The sequence below is a fragment of the Providencia sp. Marseille-Q8014 genome (genome assembly GCF_965112055.1).
Genome location: NZ_CBCOPT010000002.1, coordinates 1 through 19,391, shown reverse-complemented (window position 1 = coordinate 19,391; position 19,391 = coordinate 1). Strand labels below are relative to the sequence as shown.

Sequence of the window (19,391 nt, the reverse complement as noted above, 5' to 3'; positions counted from 1 at the left end):
CTAATAATATTGCAGATTACGTGCAGCAGCCTCTAAGCGTGTTACACCTCGTTTATCATATCGCTGTGTAGTAGCGACACTACTGTGTCCCATAGCTTCTCTGACAGTAAGTAGGTCCTCACCTAGTTCTAACAACTTAGTGGCATAGGTTCGTCGGCAATCATGCGGTGTAAATGAATCTGAGTCTGAATCTTTCACCAATTTATCAATAATATACCGTAAACCATCGGTTGTTATTCTATCGCAAGTTACATCATCATTTTTACGTATGCGGGTAAAAACTGCACCGGTATGATCCCCTCTTACAGTTTCTATCCATAAGCGAATACGACGGAGCGTGTCACTTGGCATGAAGTTAGTTCTTTCTTTGTTTCCTTTACCCATGATTTTAATGGAGTAATTATCAAAATTGATATCTTCCATATCCAACAAAGTGACTTCAGCACGGCGCAAACCACAGCCAAGCATTAATGATACAATCGCTGCATCACGTACCGAGACTGCGGTATTTATGCTATCAAGATGCTGATAAATGTGCGTTATTTCACTACTACTCAGTGAACGCCCTCGACCAATACGGTTCCCACGAATCCGGCGTATGCTTCTAATATCCTGATATGTATCACTATCTATGACTCGTGATGCTCTGGCTTCTTCAGCCACCCCTTTAATGGCACTCAATATCAAGTTGATACTATTTGGGGTCTTTTTCTCCAGTATTAATTTCTGAAGTACCAATTGAACGGCATCTCGATCCATGATTGACCAATCGAAAGTAAACGGGTCCATAGCACGAAACAATTTCACCACTGACACTAGACAGGATCGCATTGTCTTTTGACTTTGTTTGGAACGGAGCCGTAGCAAGTAGCTGGTTGCTGGATTGTTGGTGTTTTTCGTCATGTTATTTACATCAACAATATCTGTTACGGTGTCACGTAAAATTAACTCTCCCATCAGTGCCTCCTTGGTGCTGAAAATTGGTGTGAAAATTGTGGTGAATTCTGGTGCATCAAATAGCATCATTAACCATAAATCATAAAATAAAAAAAGTTACTACATTAAACGTATATTTAACCGAGTAAAGAGTAACACAAGGATTTATCATCCAAAAGTTAAAACATAGATATTATTGCAAATATAACAATACTCGGTGATATATTGCACATTATTGATGATTAAAATCCATAATGTAACTTGTATTATGAATTTGTGGGTAGAAAGTAGGTTTAATACACTGATTAGTGATTTCCTTTTTTTGGTAATATCAGAATCAATTGAATAGCTACCATGTAGCTATAATTATAAATTTTTATAATTCTATAAGTGCTAATTTATAGTAAAAATAAAGGAAAAAATGTGAAAGCCAATAAATTAATTTTATTTGCAGTCTTATCATTGAGTATCACACATATCCAAAATGCGATTTCCGCTGAAAGTCAAATGTCATTTTCACTATCAGAAATTTGTAAAGCAGGATTATCTACCATATATGATCGTGATATAGATATAATGCAATCGACGGAAATTTCAAATAATATCAGTAGAATTAGATACATAAGAAGCCAAGATGGTAAACTCTTTTCATATCTGTGTAGAAAAGAGTCAACAAACAGACTAAGTTTCTTTGACGAAAACTTACCCAATGCTCGTTGGTATGGTGCTGATCTGTCTGAACCACAGATATTTTTCTCTACGGCAAACAATGTGCTAACTATAAGAGATGTTGTTAACGGAGAAACCTTAAAAACATATATATTTAGTAGAAATGATTTTATTGACAAGAAGGAAACATCTAAGGATGAAATGGATAAGATAAACATCTGGCTAGATGAGTACATAACCAATTCATTCAATAAAACTAATGCGTGGGATGTTAAATATATTGGTGTTACACAAACGATGTCTAGTCCGGTTAATACTTATATGCTAAATTTTGATACCACAGATAAAAAGTTACTCTCTCTTAAAAATGCAGATGTTGATGCGTTTGCTTTTGAACAAAACATATCAAGAATATCTAAATGGAAGAATAGCTTTTGTACAAAAGAGATTTCAGATTTTATGATTAAATATAGCATTGATGTGCTACACTCAAAAATATCTAATAACGGAGAATTACAATTCATCTCTACTTGCTACAAAGGTAGCTATTAAGGTTTATTGAAAGGTATTAATAACATGTGGGTGTAAATAAAATTATACCCACCACTAATATATGGTGATTTCATAGAATATTTAAATATATAATTGATATTATTCAATTCAAGTTAGTATGAGCCATTTATATTAAAATACTTAAAGAAATATCATAAAAACAAACAAATATTATTAATAATAAATAGTATTGCAATTAATAATAATCTGCTAATATCGTTTTGGGTGCTTGAATCATTTTGGTTCGAGCATTGATACGAGCCAAAAAGACGAAAGCCCCGAATCAGGTATAACCCTTAATTCGAGGCAGTCTACAAACTTCGCAATTTGATTCTGTCTCCTTTTACTCAAGGAGTCAAGAGAAATGAGCAAATTTGCCCTGATTGGGCTGATTGCTGTGTGCATCACAGTTCTGTGCTTCTCATTGTTAATGCGTGATCGCTTATGTTCACTAAATTTCACAAGCGGAGGCACAGTGGTTCAAGCTACGCTATCTTGTGATAAGTAATGTTGCTCTTGTGGGGGGAAACCCCCACATTTTCTCTTTTATAGATTACGAAGGATTGGTGATACAAGCACCCTTTTTCGGTTAGCTATGGTTCACTCTTTTTGCTATCAATCATACCACTTTCGTTGAATAGATAGATAAGCCAGTATATTAAATATAATGCTGTTGTAATCATGCCTATATTGATCATTAATAATCCGAATCGCGGTGTATTATTAATATCAAACAGTAAATCATCCCTGATAAAATAGCTAGAGAGTAAAAATACAACTGATATACCAGAATAACCAAATGCCAATTTGAATAGTCTTGATTTCGATTTAGCGAAAATCATTATTAAAATTATAAAAAACAAAACATAATCATTTACTGTGAAAATAACATCTAAAATAGAGCTTAATGATGATATAGCATTATCTAAAGGAGTTTGATTACCTGTTGCTGTGTGTAGTGTTTCATTTTCCATTCTATCCCATAACCCTTATAATTATTATATCTAACCTATTAACGCCTTTGCTTTAGCTTTTATCTCTGCCAGTTCTGATGCCTCCACTTTGCCCTTTTTAGTAACCTTACGAGCTCTCCAGTCAACACATGTAACTTGATCCGCTAATGCGTAGCTGTCTCTTTCGTTCGAGAGTTCGCATTCAAATGGATAGCCTTTGCCCTTAGTTGTACATGGTACGCATAATAAGAGCCCTACTTTATTATTGTATGCAAATGGGCTGAGGACAACTGCTGGACGATGACCGCCCTGCTCATGTCCTTCAACTGGATCAAAGTCAATCCAAATCAAATCGCCAGAATCAGGAACGTATCGAGATACCATTAAATTAATTCCTTACCTGTTCGAGCTCCGAAGTCTACTTTCTCATGAATATTCTCCGGCGTGATACCGGCTAACAAATTTTCTAATGAGTATTCTACTGCTTTAACTGGCGTAATGATGATACGACCTTCTTCTACCGCTATTTCAACCGTATCATCAACGCTAAGTGCCGCTTTTTGCATGATTGCAACAGGAAGCCGTACAGACGGGCTATTGCCCCATTTTTTTACTGTGACCTGAGCCATTTATCACCTCTACAATTCAACGTCCGAGTTTTAATAGTAGCACTCTAATTTAAATGTATCAACATTGTTGATTGTGTTAATGTGACTAAACACATAAACACATAAACACATTATCGCGTGTGTAACTAACTGATTTCACAGGTCAGGTATGTTTTTCTTATAATTTAATGTGTTTTTGCTTAAATACACATTAACACAAATACACATTGATTATTTTTTGGCTTCCTTAGATAATGAAAAAAACACAAACAAACATATGAGGTTTTCCAGTGAAAGTAATTTCTTTTTTAAATCCGAAAGGCGGCTCTGGAAAAACAACCACCGTCATAAATGTTGCTACTGCTATGCAGAAAGCAGGTTATTTATTAGCAGTTGTAGATACAGATCCTCAAATGAGCCTATCTAACTGGTCTAAAGAAGGGAACTGTGATTATGATGTTTTCACCGCCGCCAGTGAGAAAGACGTTTATAGCATCCGTAAAGATCTAAGTGATTATGATTTTGTCATTGTAGATGGAGCTGGTTCACTTTCTGTCATTACATCAGCAGCAGTTATGGTTAGTGATCTAGTTATAATTCCAGTCTCGCCAAGCCCTCTTGATTTTTCCGCAGCCGGTAGTGTTACATCGGTCCTCGAAGCTCAAGCATACAGCCGTAAAGTAGAAGCTAGATTTCTGATTACTCGTAAAATTGACCAAACAACTATGTTGCAAGTATTAAAAGACAACCTCAAAGATACTGGCTTGCCTTCTTTCAAAACAGCTATTTCTCAACGGCAGAGCTATATCAAATCTATTCTAGATGGTAAGAGTATTTTTGAAACTAATGATGGAAATGCAAAAGGCGAGATAGAAATACTAACCAGAGAAATTTTGACTATTTTTGAGTCATAATGTGTATTCACACATTAACACATTAACACGAACGTGTATCTACACGTGTGCGCTAAAACACATAAGCGCATATGTGTTTTGAAATTAAAAGAGATACTTTATGGCACTTAAAAAAGTTAACGAATCAGCAAATTCACAGAAAATGAAATTCGGTGAAAACAGAGACTTAGATAAAATTCTTGATAAAAGTACAAAAACCAAACGCATTAATGTAGATCTTGACGAAGATACTCAAATTCGATTCAAAGCTGCATGTGTCAAACGAAACACCACAATGAAAGATGTAATATCAGATTATGTTCATCAGTGGCTAAAGGAAAATGAATAGGTAGTGGTTTTATAGGGATGATATTTCATCCCTTTTTATTGTACTTTTATCTCAATTTCACTAGGTAACATTCAAAACAAAAGTGCCTCATGCTCAATTATTCGAGCCAATCTGGTAGTTTTGGCAATAGTTGTTTTTTCCACGGCTCTTGCTCTCCAAGATCCCAAACTTCAGTGTTGTATGTCCCTGTTCCACCAAAATCAAAGCATGGTCGTAACTGCGATATGTAGCAGTATGCGAGAAAGCCGTTCTCTCTCTTGCGTACCAATTCAGTCCAACCGACCGCGTATACATCTTGCAGATATCCTTCCCAAGCAAACAGTACACCGGTATTGCTCCAATGTTCTAACTCAGGATAAAACTTTCTTATTTCCTTTATAAAATCAATCACGTCACTATTGAATTCATTATCTGGACATGGATTACTGGGGTTCCGTTGGAACGTTTCTTCATTAAAAACAAACATGCTCCGGTCCTCTACTTTAACTGGTAGTGTTTTTGCTTTTTATTATTGTACCTGTGATTTAATTCTTCACTTAGATTTTAGATTGATTACCTATAAAGCCTAAAATATTTTTATATGTGCGTACACACATTAACACATATGTGTATATGTGACGAATCACACACAAATACACAAATACACATTAACACATATACACATGGGTGTTTATGTGTATAATTAGTTTTGCCATACGTTATATGATTATAATAAGTACCAACACTAGGGTTATAACGCCACATTGTGGCGTTTTTTTTTGGCTGTCATTTTGGCAGGGCAGAAAAATAGAGGTACAAAGCGCAGCACATAGCCGTCAATATGTCTTGTTTAGCTGTGGCTCGATCTTTGAATTAGCCTTTTCTAGCCAATTCATACTATTAGAACAATCCTTCTCATGACCAATGATTGTCAATACCTGTTTATAAGCATCATCATTCAACATGAATTTCAAACTATTCAAATAGCCATATAATGGGTCCCTAATTATCACATCATCTGCCGTGACTGATTGTGCACATGCCCGATAGCGGATATCTTTAATGTTTTGTACAACACTCATACAAGCTGGACAGTTGGCTTTGTATTTCTCTAAATCAGAATATCGCTGTCCTTCAATCCCTTCCATTGCAGAATAACTATTACCCAACGCTGGCACTGAGATCAGCGTAGTTATCAGAATGAAAGGCAAGGATATTGTCAGTTTCATTTTGGATTCTTAGTTTAGGTTGTTCTGCTGTTCACATAGCAGTTGCAACTCAGTCCATACCTCATTTTCCGAGGCTTTTAAAACCTCATCCAACTGATCTGGTGTCGTTGCTTCTAATACGGCTTGTCTATTCTCACCACTTAACTTACCGGACATGATTTGTACACCAGACATGATCATAGAGTGATATAAGTTCTGACGTTCCTTTTCATCTGATGAAAATATGCTATCCAGCATCTCCAAAACCCCGTTATAGCGCAAAATTTCACTTTCACTGCACTGTGACGTATTCATTAGGTGTTTGAGCTCGTGTAGCTTCTCACGCGCTTTAAATAGGGCATAGTTTAGAACTGTTTGATCTCGTTTCATTTCTGCCATCACATAATTAGGATTTTGAACGTTACAATTTGAAATTTGGTCTGCCTTAGCCATTCTGCTCTCCTGCATTTGTATTTTTACTATTAGGTAATACTCTAAACACACCTGTCTGGTAATTCATTATTATAGAACAGGAATTATTAGTCGGTTGTAGCCTTGCTTCGATGTAAACAAGTTGTCCTTTCTGACCAAAATTAGCTGCTATTTCTGCTATTTTTCCGTATGCACTAATGTTAAACCAATCTGTTATCGGGTTTCCTTTCGAGTCATGCCGGTTAATTGCAACAGAGAAGTAGGTCATTGCCTCACCGTTACGTTCTGAATACTTCAGATTATCTTTCGGGGACGAACCTAATCGTGCGATCAGTTGCACCTTGTTAAGTAATTCCATAGTTAAGCCTGAATAGCTTCAGTGTTGGATTCGGTTTTGCTCGGTTCGTTCTCATCATCATTAGATGCGGCGGATTCATCATTCGCAAACTTCTGAAGAACATCATTAAGCAGGGTCACAATTGTTACCGGCATTTCGACAGTCACTGTTTCATCATTTTCTTGAATATCAGCAACTTTGTCGTGAATTGTTGTGCGGATTTCACTTAATTGTGAAAACACGGAATGTATTTCTTTTTTTGAAAAAGGTACTTTCTTCGCTGAAGGTACAAATTTCCGTGTGACTTTATTTTTGCCGCTGTCAGTCGCCTTCTGCAATCCTGCAATGATCACATCATATGCCTCTTGATTAGTTTCTTCACACTCAAGCAGTATTTCTATGGCTAAATCTGAAGTAATCAGGTTCTTTCTGACAAGATCAGTGATTCTGTAATCTGCTCGGAACAAGCGTAATAATCTGTTGATCGTAACAACACTTGTGTTCGTATATCGTGCAATTTCCTTTTTTTCCCATCCCATACTAAGTAAACGATGGAAACCATCAGCTTTTTCTAACGGAGCTAAAGGTTTTCCTTCTGAAGATGTCAGCATATTGACGATCTCAAGTTGCTGACTGCCTGAGAACTCCGTGACGTATACGCCTTTAATCGTGCATCCTTCTTCCATTGCCATGCGTAGAGCGCAATATCTGTGGTGTCCATCAATAATCTGTAAGCGTGGCAGATTATCAACCGTTATAACTTTCACAACGATAGGTGGAACATAAACACCTGATACATACGAATTCTTGATTCGTCCAGCATGTTCAGTATCAATCTCCCGAAGATTGAAACCTTCCTGTACGTACAGTAACTCAACGTTAACGCGATAAATATCACCACGCGAACACACCTTTTCCTCAAAGGCATCAGACATTTTGCGTAATGTTGAGATATTGTGCGCTTCAGTATTTTTCTTCAGAGTAGGGTAGGGTAGGTCATTGAGAAGTACCTTGCTCATATTCGAATTTTGTTGACTGCTATTCGTTGAAATTGCTGCGTTAGTATTCATAGTCCTCGCCTTGTCATTGTGTAACTAGGTATTATTTTTATTCGACGTAAGGCTATCACACAGGATTTTCTATTTTCCTTAGTTACATAAGGAAAACGGCATCATTTCGATTTATGTGCATTGCTATCAATTAGTTAAAGGCGAACAACTCCAGAGGGTAAAAGTGTTAAAGATAATCATATCAATGACATATCGCAACAATCATAAATTGATAATGATTGTTTCATTATCTTAATAATGTTCAGAAATATGAATATAATTCTAAACGAAAGACGTTCTCAATTTAGGTATACTGGTTGAAGCAATTGTAGGATTGCGGTGAATCCTGCTGAATACGCTGGTGGATTTCCTCTAAATCTTCACTACGGGAAGATCTGAAATTCTCGTAGTGTATGCCGGTGAAAGCATTTCTCGCTTCATGCGCCAGTTTGTGTCCATTCCCTTTCCAGCGAACCATATTTTGCTAACACCTCGATTATTTATCTGGTCCAAGGTTTTCATCAATTGTTCACTTCCTTTGTAGGGTTTACTATCAGAAAATAAATTAAGTTGAGTAACTGATGGATCAGAAAAATCAGTGAGCATGATGCCAGCTTTGTGATATTTAACTCCCGATTTCCAGATGGTCTTTAACAGACGCACTGCTGCATTGATAATGTCTCTTGTATCAGCACTTGGATATTCTAACCGTTCAGAACGGTGGTTGTAGTATTGAGGTCCGCTGGCGTAATGGCTGGTTTGGATAAAAACAGAAACAAAGGAACAGACTCGTTTTTCAGCTCGAAGTTTCTCTGCTGCTCTCTCTGAATACTCGCAGATAGCCTGATGCATATGCTCATAGAGCTCAATTTTTTTTCCAAATGAACGTGAACAAATGATTTGCTCTTTAGTTTTTGCTACTTCTTCAAGCTCGATGCAAGATTCACCGTTCAGCTCTCTCACAGTGCGTTCTACAACCACACCGAATGTTTTACGGATCATGGTTGTTTCAGCCCTAGCCAAATCAAGCGCTGTAACTATCCCCATAGCATTTAGCCGGTTACTTATTTTTCTACCCACACCCCATACTTCATTAACAGGCACAAGGGACATGAGCCGTTTCTGGCGTGAAGTAGCACTCAAATCGACTACACCGCCTGTTTTGGTCCATGTTTTAGCAGCATGGTTTGCCAGTTTAGCCAGTGTTTTAGTTTGAGCAAAACCAACACCGACCGGTACATGAGCTATCTGCAAAATTCGTTGTTGTATCTTGCGACCGTAATCTTCTAATGGAAAGTTTCTAGACATGCCGGTCATATCTAGATACTGCTCGTCGATACTATACGTTTCTACTCTTGGGGCAAAATCAGATAGTGTGTCCATGACTCGGTTGCTGATGTCAGCATAAAGTACGTACAGTTGGCTAAGAATTCCTGTCAAAGATAGATAAGTAAGCGATTAACCATTACCTTTCATAGGTTGATAGTATCTAATATTAAAAAAATCACCGAGCTTAATCAGCTGTCTATTTTTAATAGTAAGTATTCATCAACATGTCTAATTTTTACCAATTGGATTACTAAGATGTACTAAGTTTAGTACCGAGGGATCGAATGTACAATCTTCACTCAGCACCAACACAATTCACTTTGTCGGGTGGACGACATTTGTTATTAAAAGCCGTCTTCTTGAGAACCCTGCGTGCAACTTTCACTGTACTAGACTCAAACATTTGATACCCAGTAACTTATAGAGCAGCCATTACAGGATCATTCCAAGAGTTGCGAGTTAGCCTTTTCGTTTTAACCAAGTACTCTTGATATTGAGGGGCAAATAGTGTCACTGCACTTCGGATTTTTACATGTTGTTCATTGATACTTGAGTCATCAATAAACGCACAGAAACTTCTGTGGAAAGATTTTCTGAACCAGAATTAAGGAGGGATAAGGTATATCACACTTAATTTGACAAAAAAGACCAGCACTCAATTGTGCTGGACTAATAGTACAACCAATAAAATTTCTTAGCGAAGAATTACCATTGGTAGTTGAGTACTTTCCATCATTTTAAGTGTATTACTGCCAAGGAAAACCTGTGCCAGCTTAGAGCGTGAAAATGCGCCCATCACAAGCATTTCAACATCATGACTCGATTTATATTCCATCAATGAATTAAATACATTGCCTTCCAATAAACTCGAACATACTTCAAATCCATTCTCTTTCAGCATAGCTTCGGTTTGCTGAAACTTTTCTTGTTGTTTAGGTTGATTGTTTTTCACACTGACAAGATGACATGTCAAACCATGAAGTAAGCCTCCTTCAATAATAGTTTTCACCGCTTTATCTGCGGTTTCACGCCCATCATAAGCCAACATAAAACTTTTAGGGGCTGCAAACTCTTTATTGGCAATAACAACAGGAGTATGAACTTGACGAATAATTTGCTCAATGTGAGAGCCCACCACATTGAAATTATCACCATGGCTTTCACCAGAGCGTCCAATCACAATTAAACGAGCCTCTTCTTCCAGATCATAAATGGCTTCAACGATACCGCTATGTCGTTGCATTTTTTCAATTGTGTGACAACCTTGTGCTTGCGCTAATTGAGAAGCATGTTCCAGCATCTCTTTACCTAACTCCAAGGCTAATTTGCTTTTTTGTTCATCTAAACTGGCCATTTCAGTTAATAAAGATGAACGAGCGCCTAAGCCAATAGCACCACTAAGATCTTCGGCTTGGGTTGATGGTGTTTTCTCAATTGCGTGTAACAACAACAATTTTTTATTCAATTTATTCGATGCCCAAATGCCAGCACGGCAAGTGGAATCAGCATAGATTGAGCCATCAATACAGGTAATTACGTTATTCATTACTTTCTCCTTAGTGGCCTGCCATGAGCTTTTCGACTTCTTTAGGATCATTATGCACACCAAACTTATCAACGATGGTTTCTGTTGCTTCACTCATCCCAATAATTTCAACATCTGTTCCTTCGCGTCGGAATTTAATCACCACCTTATCAAGTGATGATACTGAAGTAATATCCCAAAAGTGAGCATGAGTGAGATCAATCACAACTTTATTCACCACCTCTTTAAAATCAAATGATTCAATAAATTGCTCTGATGATGCAAAAAAGACTTGTCCCATAACTTGATAAGTTCGGCTTGCATCTACTGGTGACTCTGTTTTTACCACCATAAAACGACCAATTTTATTGGCAAAGAATAACGTCGCTAATAACACCCCGACAAAAACACCAATTGCTAAGTTATGCGTTGCCACAACCACAACAACGGTCGTTATCATCACAATATTTGTTGATAATGGGTGCTTTTTAAGATCTCTAATTGAACTCCAAGAAAAGGTACCAATTGCTACCATAATCATTACTGCAACTAACGCTGCCATCGGGATTTGCTTAAGCCATTCATCTAGAAAAACTACCATGATGATAAGATAAATACCGGAGCTTAAGGTGGATAATCGTCCACGTCCGCCAGATTTAATATTAATAATTGACTGGCCAATCATGGCACAACCAGCCATACCGCCCATTAAGCCTGCACCAATGTTAGCAATACCTTGTCCCTTACACTCTTGATTACGATTACTTTTGGTATCCGTAAGGTCATCCACAATCGTGGCGGTCATCATTGATTCCAACAGACCAACCATAGCGAGGCCCAATGAATAAGGTAAAATAATGAATAAAGTTTCAAGATTAAGTGGAACTTCTGGCCATAAGAAAATAGGCAGCGTATCGGGAAGTTGCCCCATATCACCAACAGTTCGTATATCCATTCCAGAGACGCTTGCTACAATTGTCAAAACGATGATGCAAATCAAAGGAGATGGGATCGCTTTACCGATAGCAGGAACATATGGGAATAAATAAACAATTCCTAACCCTGCTGCTGTCATCGCGTAAACATGCCAAGTTACATTGGTTAACTCGGGCAATTGAGCCATAAAGATAAGAATTGCTAATGCATTAACAAACCCCGTCACGACAGAGCGTGATACAAAACGCATTAAGCTGCCGAGTTTTAAATATCCGGCTATGATTTGGAATACCCCTGTTAACATAGTTGCCGCTAACAAATACTCTAAACCGTGGTCTTTAACCAAAGTGACCATAAGTAACGCCATCGCACCCGTTGCAGCCGAAATCATTCCGGGGCGGCCACCCACAATAGAGATAATGAAAGTGATACAAAAAGAAGCGTAAAGACCAACTTTAGGGTCAACACCTGCAATAATAGAAAAAGCAATAGCTTCTGGGATCAGAGCTAAAGCCACAACAATACCCGCGAGCAAATCGCCACGAACATTCGAAAACCATTCAAGTTTTATTTTTTCTAACATGAAAATCCTATCATAAAAGAAAGCGACATCGATGCACACAAGATCCTATAGGCAGATTTAGCCTAAGATAATTTAGTGAACGCACTATGCTGCTTTGAAATTGTATTTAATGAAATTAATAGAATAAATGGTACTAAGGTACCTGCCGGCAAACGGCATAATAGTCACGCAAAATGGTGACAATTTTGAAGAAAGAGGTGGGTAGCCTAAGGCGGCGTAATATGCAACTTACAATCCTTTTAAAATTAATAATGTGTGAATTGTTACACGAATATCACAAAAGGTCTATATGGTAAGAACAAAAAAGAAACGGTTTTTCACTTCATCATTAGATGAATTAATCTTTAACACTCTTTTAGTCACTATGACACTGTTTATCTTTAAAGGACTGATAAGCAGGTATAAGAAGTAATAATCCGATCATAGTTAGGCCGCTAAACAAACCAAATAGAGTGGAAGCTGTCCAGCCTTTTTCAATAAATATCCCAAATATCCATGGGGCAGCTGCTGTAGAAAAGATCATCATTGAGGTCACCATAGAGCGGATTGCTCCAATATGCTGAGTCCCATAAATCTCTACCCATAATGCACTAATAACAGGACTGGAACTACCAATGCCTAGACCAAATAAGGACATAAATAGAGGTGCAGCCCAGTAATTATCCAATAACGTTAAGACTAATAAACCGGCAATTAAAGGTAATGGAAGAAATGGTAATAAAGATTTAGCTTGAAAACGATCAATCAAAGAGCCAGAGACCATAGAACTTGCCCAATGTAAAAAACCATATGCAACGAAACTACTCGCTAATAAACTTGCAGGCCATCCCTTTTGTTCCAGTAAGTAATTTTGTTGAATAAATACGGCCGTCACAATAAATGGAGCGGATAAAACGGCAGGAATAATCGACCAAAATCGCCAATCTTTCACGACATCTCTACGCCCTTGCTCTTGTGTTTTTGTGCTTTTGGGTTCCAAAGGTTTTTTCTTATCAGATGTATTCGACTTTTTTAATAAAGTTAAAGCCATTGGTAAATAAATAATCATGACTATCAATGCCAACATCAACCAACTCCACCTCCAACCAAGCAAAGCGATAGTCGTCATTAAAATTATGGGAAGCACCATTTCACCGAAGGCAACTCCGCTAGCAGAAAGGCTAAGCGCTTTCCCCCTTTGGTGAGTGTAAACTCGAAGCATGGTTGTTTGCGCGGTATGTGGAAAGAGTCCTTGTCCAGCGAGCCTCAGTCCCCAAAATGCAAAAAATAACATCCACACAGTTTGAATGTTCGCCATTAATAAACAGGAAACACAAAGTAAAAATGACACGACAATAACCACTTTATGCAAAGCCCAACGGTCAACAAGGCCGCCAACCATAAAAATGACGGCACTACTGCACAACGTGGCAATGGCATAAATGAAACCATAGTCCTCAGCAGAAATGTTAAGTGATTGTTGAATATCTGCGCCATACCAACTCAAAAAAAATGATTGGCCAATATTACCGATAAAAACAGTAATAAAGCCAAAGCTTAAAAGCGGCCATTCTTGGCTCATAAAACGAAAATAACTACTCAAAAATCACTCCAATAATCAATTGATTGGAAAACAACAATCATACGTTTTCTAGAAATAAGATACCTTTTTCCAATCCCTGTCGATACCCTAATTCTAGTTTTCCTTTAGATCGAGTAAAACGAGAAACAGGGAATGAAGGTGGGGGGGCAATCACATTAATTTTGCAATCTTTAGGAGGAGCTTGAATAAAGTCTAACGCTTGATTATACATTTCATGACGCTTAAGCATCGCAGTATATAATTGAGGATACTCTTTTTCTAATGATTTCATCCACTTTAAAATATATGGCTTCTTTTTTCTATAGCCTAAGGGCTGAGATAATATCACCGTAATATCTCTTGCGCCTTGCTGATAAGCAAACTTGACAGGAATAGCATCAGCGATCCCTCCATCAGTCATTGGTATACCATCAACCATGGGATAATAACGATAAACTAACGGAATAGCACAAGAAGCCATGATCGCAGAATGGTTAATATTATCACTCGAAGTTTGATAATAGCAGGGCTCCCCCGTAGTAATATTTGTTGTCACTACCCAAAGCGGCATGAAAAATGGTCTATGTAACGGCTCATTGTCATATGAGCTTCTCCACAGCCACCCGACATCGCACAAGTGCCCCCCCTTAATATAACGTTTCAGATTAATGAATTCAGAGCTAGTAGCATATTTTTTGATGATTTTTTCACTACGGCCAACTTGCTTTGATAAATAACCAACAAGATTTGTAGAACCAGCAGAAACACCTACAAAAAAATTAAAATCATAATAATTATGAGCCATTAGTGCGTCTAGTACTCCAGCTGCAAATATTCCTCTCATCGCTCCGCCTTCAACCACAAGTGCTTTATTTTTTATCATTTTTCTATCTCCTTAGAACACAAGCTTAATTTTTCATAGAATGGTTCGATAAATAAATATGAAAATTCATTATGAGCTAATCGAGTTTGTGATCTTTGAAGTTCAAGTGAAATGTTAAAGCCATAATTTTGCAGTTGGTAAATAAGTAGTGTTTCTGCTGCAATCCCACTAGTACCAATATAATAAGTCAGCATAATTTCATTACTGCCAGATTTTATATTTACTAATTCATTGCTATGTATACCTACAAAACCAAATGATAATATGTGAGGGGATTCGTTTTCATAAAACTCAATGTTATCATTATGTGGTTTTTTTATGACAAATTGATAGTCGTTCAACTTAGAAAATAGCATCTCTAGCCGTTCTTCGACCGTGCAAGAGTCCTCAATAGCCGCGATAGGGGCGGCTATGTCTGACATTTCACGAGTTAAAATACTCAGTGCTTTGATGGATGGGCGAGCTTGGACGGCCACTGAGCTAAGTTCTGTGGCGAATATATCAGCTTCAACGGCGAGCAGTCATTTATCTAAATTATTAGATTGCCAGCTAATCACAGTAGTAGCTCAAGGCAAGCATCGTTATTTTCGGCTAGCAGGAAAAGATATTGCTGAATTGATGGAAAGTATGATGGGGATCTCCTTAAACCATGGCGTACATGCCAAAGTTTCCACGCCAGTGCATTTACGAAAAGCACGTACTTGCTATGATCATTTAGCTGGCGAAGTTGCCGTTAAGATCTATGATTCCCTTTGTCAACAGCAATGGATCACTGAAAATGGTTCAATGATCACATTAAGTGGTATTCAATATTTTCATGAAATGGGAATTGACGTTCCTTCCAAACATTCACGTAAAATCTGTTGTGCGTGTTTAGATTGGAGTGAACGCCGTTTCCATTTAGGTGGGTACGTTGGAGCCGCATTATTTTCGCTTTATGAATCTAAAGGGTGGTTAACTCGACATCTTGGTTACCGTGAAGTTACCATCACGGAAAAAGGTTATGCTGCTTTTAAGACCCACTTTCACATTTAAGTTGTTTTTCTAATCCGCATATGATCAATTCAAGGCCGAATAAGAAGGCTGGCTCTGCACCTTGGTGATCAAATAATTCGATAGCTTGTCGTAATAATGGCGGCATACTATCAGTAGTAGGTGTTTCCCTTTCTTCTTTAGCGACTTGATGCTCTTGATCTTCCAATACGCAACCTAAAGTAAAATGCCCCACAGCGCTGAGTGCATATAATGCATTCTCTAGTGAAAAACCTTGTTGGCATAAAAAGGCTAATTGATTTTCGAGAGTTTCATACTGTTTTTCTGTAGGCCGTGTACCTAAATGTACTTTTGCTCCATCGCGATGACTTAGTAAAGCACATCTAAAACTTTTAGCGTTATTACGTAAAAAATCTTGCCAGCTTTCCCCTTCTAAAGGGCAAAAGTGAGTATGGTGCCTATCTAACATCTCAATGGCTAAGGCGTCGAGCAAAGCCCGCTTATTTTTTACATGCCAATACAATGTAGGCTGCTCTACACCTAGCTTCTGGGCGAGTTTACGGGTTGTTAAACCTTCGATTCCGACCTCATTAAGCAGCTCTAATGCGCTGTTAATCACTTTACTTTTATCTAATCTAGACATCATTAATTCCTAATTTTTGTTGACACTCTATCATTGATAGAGTTATTTTACCACTCCCTATCAGTGATAGAGAAAAGTGAAATGAATAGTTCGACAAAGATCGCATTGGTAATTACGTTACTCGATGCCATGGGGATTGGCCTTATCATGCCAGTCTTGCCAACGTTATTACGTGAATTTATTGCTTCGGAAGATATCGCTAACCACTTTGGCGTATTGCTTGCACTTTATGCGTTAATGCAGGTTATCTTTGCTCCTTGGCTTGGAAAAATGTCTGACCGATTTGGTCGGCGCCCAGTGCTGTTGTTGTCATTAATAGGCGCATCGCTGGATTACTTATTGCTGGCTTTTTCAAGTGCGCTTTGGATGCTGTATTTAGGCCGTTTGCTTTCAGGGATCACAGGAGCTACTGGGGCTGTCGCGGCATCGGTCATTGCCGATACCACCTCAGCTTCTCAACGCGTGAAGTGGTTCGGTTGGTTAGGGGCAAGTTTTGGGCTTGGTTTAATAGCGGGGCCTATTATTGGTGGTTTTGCAGGAGAGATTTCACCGCATAGTCCCTTTTTTATCGCTGCGTTGCTAAATATTGTCACTTTCCTTGTGGTTATGTTTTGGTTCCGTGAAACCAAAAATACACGTGATAATACAGATACCGAAGTAGGGGTTGAGACGCAATCGAATTCGGTATACATCACTTTATTTAAAACGATGCCCATTTTGTTGATTATTTATTTTTCAGCGCAATTGATAGGCCAAATTCCCGCAACGGTGTGGGTGCTATTTACCGAAAATCGTTTTGGATGGAATAGCATGATGGTTGGCTTTTCATTAGCGGGTCTTGGTCTTTTACACTCAGTATTCCAAGCCTTTGTGGCAGGAAGAATAGCCACTAAATGGGGCGAAAAAACGGCAGTACTGCTCGGATTTATTGCAGATAGTAGTGCATTTGCCTTTTTAGCGTTTATATCTGAAGGTTGGTTAGTTTTCCCTGTTTTAATTTTATTGGCTGGTGGTGGGATCGCTTTACCTGCATTACAGGGAGTGATGTCTATCCAAACAAAGAGTCATCAGCAAGGTGCTTTACAGGGATTATTGGTGAGCCTTACCAATGCAACCGGTGTTATTGGCCCATTACTGTTTGCTGTTATTTATAATCATTCACTACCAATTTGGGATGGCTGGATTTGGATTATTGGTTTAGCGTTTTACTGTATTATTATCCTGCTATCGATGACCTTCATGTTAACCCCTCAAGCTCAGGGGAGTAAACAGGAGACAAGTGCTTAGTTATTTCGTCACCAAATGATGTTATTCCGCGAAATATAATGACCCTCTTGATAACCCAAGAGGGCATTTTTTACGATAAAGAAGATTTAGCTTCAAATAAAACCTATCTATTTTATTTATCTTTCAAGCTCAATAAAAAGCCGCGGTAAATAGCAATAAATTGGCCTTTTTTATCGGCAAGCTCTTTTAGGTTTTTCGCATGTATTGCGATATGCATAAACCAGCCATTGAGTAAGTTTTTAAGCACATCATCATCATAAGCTTTAAGTTGGTTCTCTTGGATCAATTTGCTGACAATGGCGTTTACCTTACCAGTAATGTATTCAAGGCTAATTTTTTCAAGTTCATTCCAACCAATGATAGGCATCACTTCTTGGATAGGGATAAGGTTTTTATTATTATCAATAATATAATCAAGATAATGTTCAAATATACTTTCTAAGGCAGACCAACCATTTGTTAAATCAGTTTTTGTTGTGATGTAGGCATCAATCATAATTAATTGCTGCTTATAACAGGCACTGAGTAATTGTTTTTTATTTTTAAAGTGATGATAAAAGGCACCTTTGGTCACCAACGCTTTTCCCGAGATCTCATCTATTGAAACAGCTTGATAGCCTTTTTCAACAAACAATATTCGTGCTGAGTTAACCAGTGATTGATAGGTACTCTTAAAATTTTCTTGTTGATGATTTTTATTTTCCATGATAGATTTAAAATAACATACCGTCAGTATGTTTATGGTATCATGATGATGTGGTCGTGACAATCTTAAGAACATTTAGGTTATTTTATGTATATTGAACAGCATTCTCGCTATCAAAATAAAGCTAATAACATCCAATTAAGATATGATGATAAGCAGTTTCATACAACGGTTATCAAAGATGTTCTATTATGGATTGAACATAATTTAGATCAGTCTTTACTGCTTGATGATGTGGCGAATAAAGCGGGTTATACCAAGTGGTATTTTCAGCGGCTGTTCAAAAAAGTAACAGGGGTCACACTGGCTAGCTATATTCGTGCTCGTCGTTTGACGAAAGCGGCTGTTGAGTTGAGGTTGACGAAAAAAACTATCCTTGAGATCGCATTAAAATATCAATTTGATTCCCAACAATCTTTTACACGTCGATTTAAGTACATTTTTAAGGTTACACCAAGTTATTATCGGCGTAATAAATTATGGGAATTGGAGGCAATGCACTGAGAGATCCCCTCATAATTTCCCCAAAGCGTAACCATGTGTGAATAAATTTTGAGCTAGTAGGGGTTTGAGGGCCAATGATGCAAAAAACCACGCTAACAGCGTTAGTTCATTGTTTATATTGAAATTGATAGGTACTGCGTTTACAGCCACTTCAGTCGTCATGGTGGGGCTGAGGGACGGGTCCGCTTGGAAAAAGGAAATTATCCTACGTTAAGCGTTTTAAGCTAACGGGTGATTTCGTTCCATTGAGCGCGAACCCCTGACCGTAAGGGATGTACGAAATGATCCGGCTGTCCGTTAATGGTTTTGCTTACTTTCGGACATGGGTGATGCTGCCAACTTACTGATTTAGTGTATGATGGTGTTTTTGAGGTGCTCCAGTGGCTTCTGTTTCTATCAGCTGTCCCTCCTGTTCAGCTACTGACGGGGTGGTGCGGTCCGGCAAGGCGCTATCCAGGGATAACCGGGCAAACAGA

The 19,391-nt window shown here is 38.0% G+C and carries 24 protein-coding genes and 1 pseudogene; 8 read left to right on the top strand and 17 right to left on the bottom strand.

Going from position 1 to position 19,391, the window contains the following annotated elements; translation table 11 throughout:
- Positions 1-957, bottom strand: coding sequence for a tyrosine-type recombinase/integrase (locus ACWPW6_RS18800; protein WP_172691636.1), 957 nt, complete (start codon positions 955-957; stop codon positions 1-3).
- A gap of 402 nt (positions 958-1,359) precedes the next feature.
- On the opposite strand from ACWPW6_RS18800, the gene ACWPW6_RS18795 reads away from it, so the two are divergent.
- Both ACWPW6_RS18795 and ACWPW6_RS18790 read left to right on the top strand, forming a co-directional pair.
- A complete protein-coding gene (locus ACWPW6_RS18795; RefSeq protein ID WP_048607643.1) occupies positions 1,360-2,157 on the top strand; it encodes a hypothetical protein in 798 nt (265 codons plus the stop codon).
- A 364-nt stretch (positions 2,158-2,521) separates the two neighbouring features.
- Entirely contained in the window at positions 2,522-2,665 is a 144-nt protein-coding gene (locus tag ACWPW6_RS18790) for a Hok/Gef family protein (protein ID WP_071547955.1), read from the top strand.
- 85 nt (positions 2,666-2,750) lie between these two features.
- Here the strand turns inward: ACWPW6_RS18790 and ACWPW6_RS18785 are convergent, their stop codons facing one another.
- The 3 genes from ACWPW6_RS18785 to ACWPW6_RS18775 are packed head-to-tail and all read right to left on the bottom strand — an operon-like array spanning position 2,751 to position 3,739.
- A complete protein-coding gene (locus ACWPW6_RS18785) occupies positions 2,751-3,131 on the bottom strand; it encodes a hypothetical protein (protein ID WP_096864991.1) in 381 nt (126 codons plus the stop codon).
- Positions 3,132-3,161: 30 nt separating this feature from the next.
- Positions 3,162-3,494, bottom strand: a complete 333-nt coding sequence (mazF, locus tag ACWPW6_RS18780; RefSeq protein WP_023159957.1) for an endoribonuclease MazF — start codon at positions 3,492-3,494, stop codon at positions 3,162-3,164.
- Positions 3,494-3,739 (bottom strand): AbrB/MazE/SpoVT family DNA-binding domain-containing protein, encoded by a 246-nt coding sequence (locus tag ACWPW6_RS18775; protein WP_096864992.1) that lies wholly within the window; start codon positions 3,737-3,739, stop codon positions 3,494-3,496. Before ACWPW6_RS18775 ends, mazF begins: the two co-directional genes overlap by 1 nt.
- Before the next feature lie 269 nt (positions 3,740-4,008).
- On the opposite strand from ACWPW6_RS18775, the gene ACWPW6_RS18770 reads away from it, so the two are divergent.
- Both ACWPW6_RS18770 and ACWPW6_RS18765 read left to right on the top strand, forming a co-directional pair.
- Positions 4,009-4,632 carry an AAA family ATPase gene (locus tag ACWPW6_RS18770; protein WP_109910889.1) on the top strand — a complete coding sequence of 208 codons (624 nt, stop codon included), beginning with the start codon at positions 4,009-4,011 and terminating at the stop codon, positions 4,630-4,632.
- 100 nt (positions 4,633-4,732) lie between these two features.
- Positions 4,733-4,960, top strand: a complete 228-nt coding sequence (locus ACWPW6_RS18765; RefSeq protein ID WP_096864993.1) for a plasmid partition protein ParG — start codon at positions 4,733-4,735, stop codon at positions 4,958-4,960.
- Between the two features lie 97 nt (positions 4,961-5,057).
- Here ACWPW6_RS18765 and ACWPW6_RS18760 read toward each other — a convergent pair whose 3' ends face one another.
- The 11 genes from ACWPW6_RS18760 to ACWPW6_RS18710 form a co-directional block, all read right to left on the bottom strand.
- Positions 5,058-5,426 (bottom strand): hypothetical protein, encoded by a 369-nt coding sequence (locus ACWPW6_RS18760; protein WP_109910890.1) that lies wholly within the window; start codon positions 5,424-5,426, stop codon positions 5,058-5,060.
- Positions 5,427-5,775: 349 nt separating this feature from the next.
- Positions 5,776-6,168 (bottom strand): hypothetical protein, encoded by a 393-nt coding sequence (locus ACWPW6_RS18755; protein ID WP_109910891.1) that lies wholly within the window; start codon positions 6,166-6,168, stop codon positions 5,776-5,778.
- A gap of 9 nt (positions 6,169-6,177) precedes the next feature.
- Entirely contained in the window at positions 6,178-6,600 is a 423-nt protein-coding gene (locus tag ACWPW6_RS18750; protein ID WP_048821775.1) for a hypothetical protein, read from the bottom strand.
- Positions 6,593-6,937, bottom strand: a complete 345-nt coding sequence (locus ACWPW6_RS18745; RefSeq protein ID WP_023159966.1) for a single-stranded DNA-binding protein — start codon at positions 6,935-6,937, stop codon at positions 6,593-6,595. The genes ACWPW6_RS18750 and ACWPW6_RS18745 overlap by 8 nt, the downstream gene beginning before the upstream one ends.
- 2 nt (positions 6,938-6,939) lie before the next feature.
- Positions 6,940-7,986: a ParB/RepB/Spo0J family partition protein gene (locus ACWPW6_RS18740; protein ID WP_072070749.1), complete on the bottom strand. Its 1,047-nt coding sequence runs from the start codon at positions 7,984-7,986 to the stop codon at positions 6,940-6,942.
- Positions 7,987-8,337: 351 nt separating this feature from the next.
- Entirely contained in the window at positions 8,338-9,405 is a 1,068-nt protein-coding gene (gene umuC / locus ACWPW6_RS18735) for a translesion error-prone DNA polymerase V subunit UmuC (RefSeq protein ID WP_159227769.1), read from the bottom strand.
- Between the two features lie 583 nt (positions 9,406-9,988).
- Positions 9,989-10,840 (bottom strand): universal stress protein, encoded by an 852-nt coding sequence (locus ACWPW6_RS18730; protein ID WP_024008861.1) that lies wholly within the window; start codon positions 10,838-10,840, stop codon positions 9,989-9,991.
- Positions 10,841-10,850: 10 nt separating this feature from the next.
- Positions 10,851-12,338 (bottom strand): SulP family inorganic anion transporter, encoded by a 1,488-nt coding sequence (locus ACWPW6_RS18725; protein ID WP_024008860.1) that lies wholly within the window; start codon positions 12,336-12,338, stop codon positions 10,851-10,853.
- A 355-nt stretch (positions 12,339-12,693) separates the two neighbouring features.
- Entirely contained in the window at positions 12,694-13,920 is a 1,227-nt protein-coding gene (locus tag ACWPW6_RS18720; RefSeq protein WP_024008859.1) for an MFS transporter, read from the bottom strand.
- 37 nt (positions 13,921-13,957) lie between these two features.
- The gene (locus ACWPW6_RS18715) at positions 13,958-14,782 is read right to left on the bottom strand and encodes a patatin-like phospholipase family protein (protein ID WP_024008858.1); all 825 of its coding nucleotides are present in this window, start codon (positions 14,780-14,782) and stop codon (positions 13,958-13,960) included.
- Positions 14,779-15,138 (bottom strand): hypothetical protein, encoded by a 360-nt coding sequence (locus tag ACWPW6_RS18710; RefSeq protein WP_110592900.1) that lies wholly within the window; start codon positions 15,136-15,138, stop codon positions 14,779-14,781. Before ACWPW6_RS18710 ends, ACWPW6_RS18715 begins: the two co-directional genes overlap by 4 nt.
- A gap of 55 nt (positions 15,139-15,193) precedes the next feature.
- On the opposite strand from ACWPW6_RS18710, the gene ACWPW6_RS18705 reads away from it, so the two are divergent.
- The gene (locus ACWPW6_RS18705) at positions 15,194-15,817 is read left to right on the top strand and encodes an ArsR/SmtB family transcription factor (RefSeq protein ID WP_001280391.1); all 624 of its coding nucleotides are present in this window, start codon (positions 15,194-15,196) and stop codon (positions 15,815-15,817) included.
- On the opposite strand, the gene tetR(B) is transcribed toward ACWPW6_RS18705, so the two are convergent.
- Positions 15,795-16,418, bottom strand: coding sequence for a tetracycline resistance transcriptional repressor TetR(B) (gene tetR(B) / locus ACWPW6_RS18700; protein ID WP_000088605.1), 624 nt, complete (start codon positions 16,416-16,418; stop codon positions 15,795-15,797). The genes ACWPW6_RS18705 and tetR(B) overlap by 23 nt on opposite strands.
- A gap of 81 nt (positions 16,419-16,499) precedes the next feature.
- On the opposite strand from tetR(B), the gene tet(B) reads away from it, so the two are divergent.
- Positions 16,500-17,705 carry a tetracycline efflux MFS transporter Tet(B) gene (tet(B), locus tag ACWPW6_RS18695; protein WP_001089072.1) on the top strand — a complete coding sequence of 402 codons (1,206 nt, stop codon included), beginning with the start codon at positions 16,500-16,502 and terminating at the stop codon, positions 17,703-17,705.
- 112 nt (positions 17,706-17,817) lie between these two features.
- Here the strand turns inward: tet(B) and tetC are convergent, their stop codons facing one another.
- Complete coding sequence (gene tetC, locus ACWPW6_RS18690; protein ID WP_000428546.1) at positions 17,818-18,411, bottom strand: tetracyline resistance-associated transcriptional repressor TetC; 594 nt, start codon at positions 18,409-18,411, stop codon at positions 17,818-17,820.
- A gap of 87 nt (positions 18,412-18,498) precedes the next feature.
- Between tetC and ACWPW6_RS18685 the strand changes: the two are divergent.
- Both ACWPW6_RS18685 and ACWPW6_RS18680 read left to right on the top strand, forming a co-directional pair.
- A pseudogene (locus ACWPW6_RS18685) lies at positions 18,499-18,894 on the top strand (helix-turn-helix domain-containing protein); the annotation flags it as partial.
- Between the two features lie 401 nt (positions 18,895-19,295).
- On the top strand, positions 19,296-19,391 hold a 96-nt coding region (locus ACWPW6_RS18680; protein WP_336313791.1), incomplete at its 3' end, for an IS1 family transposase.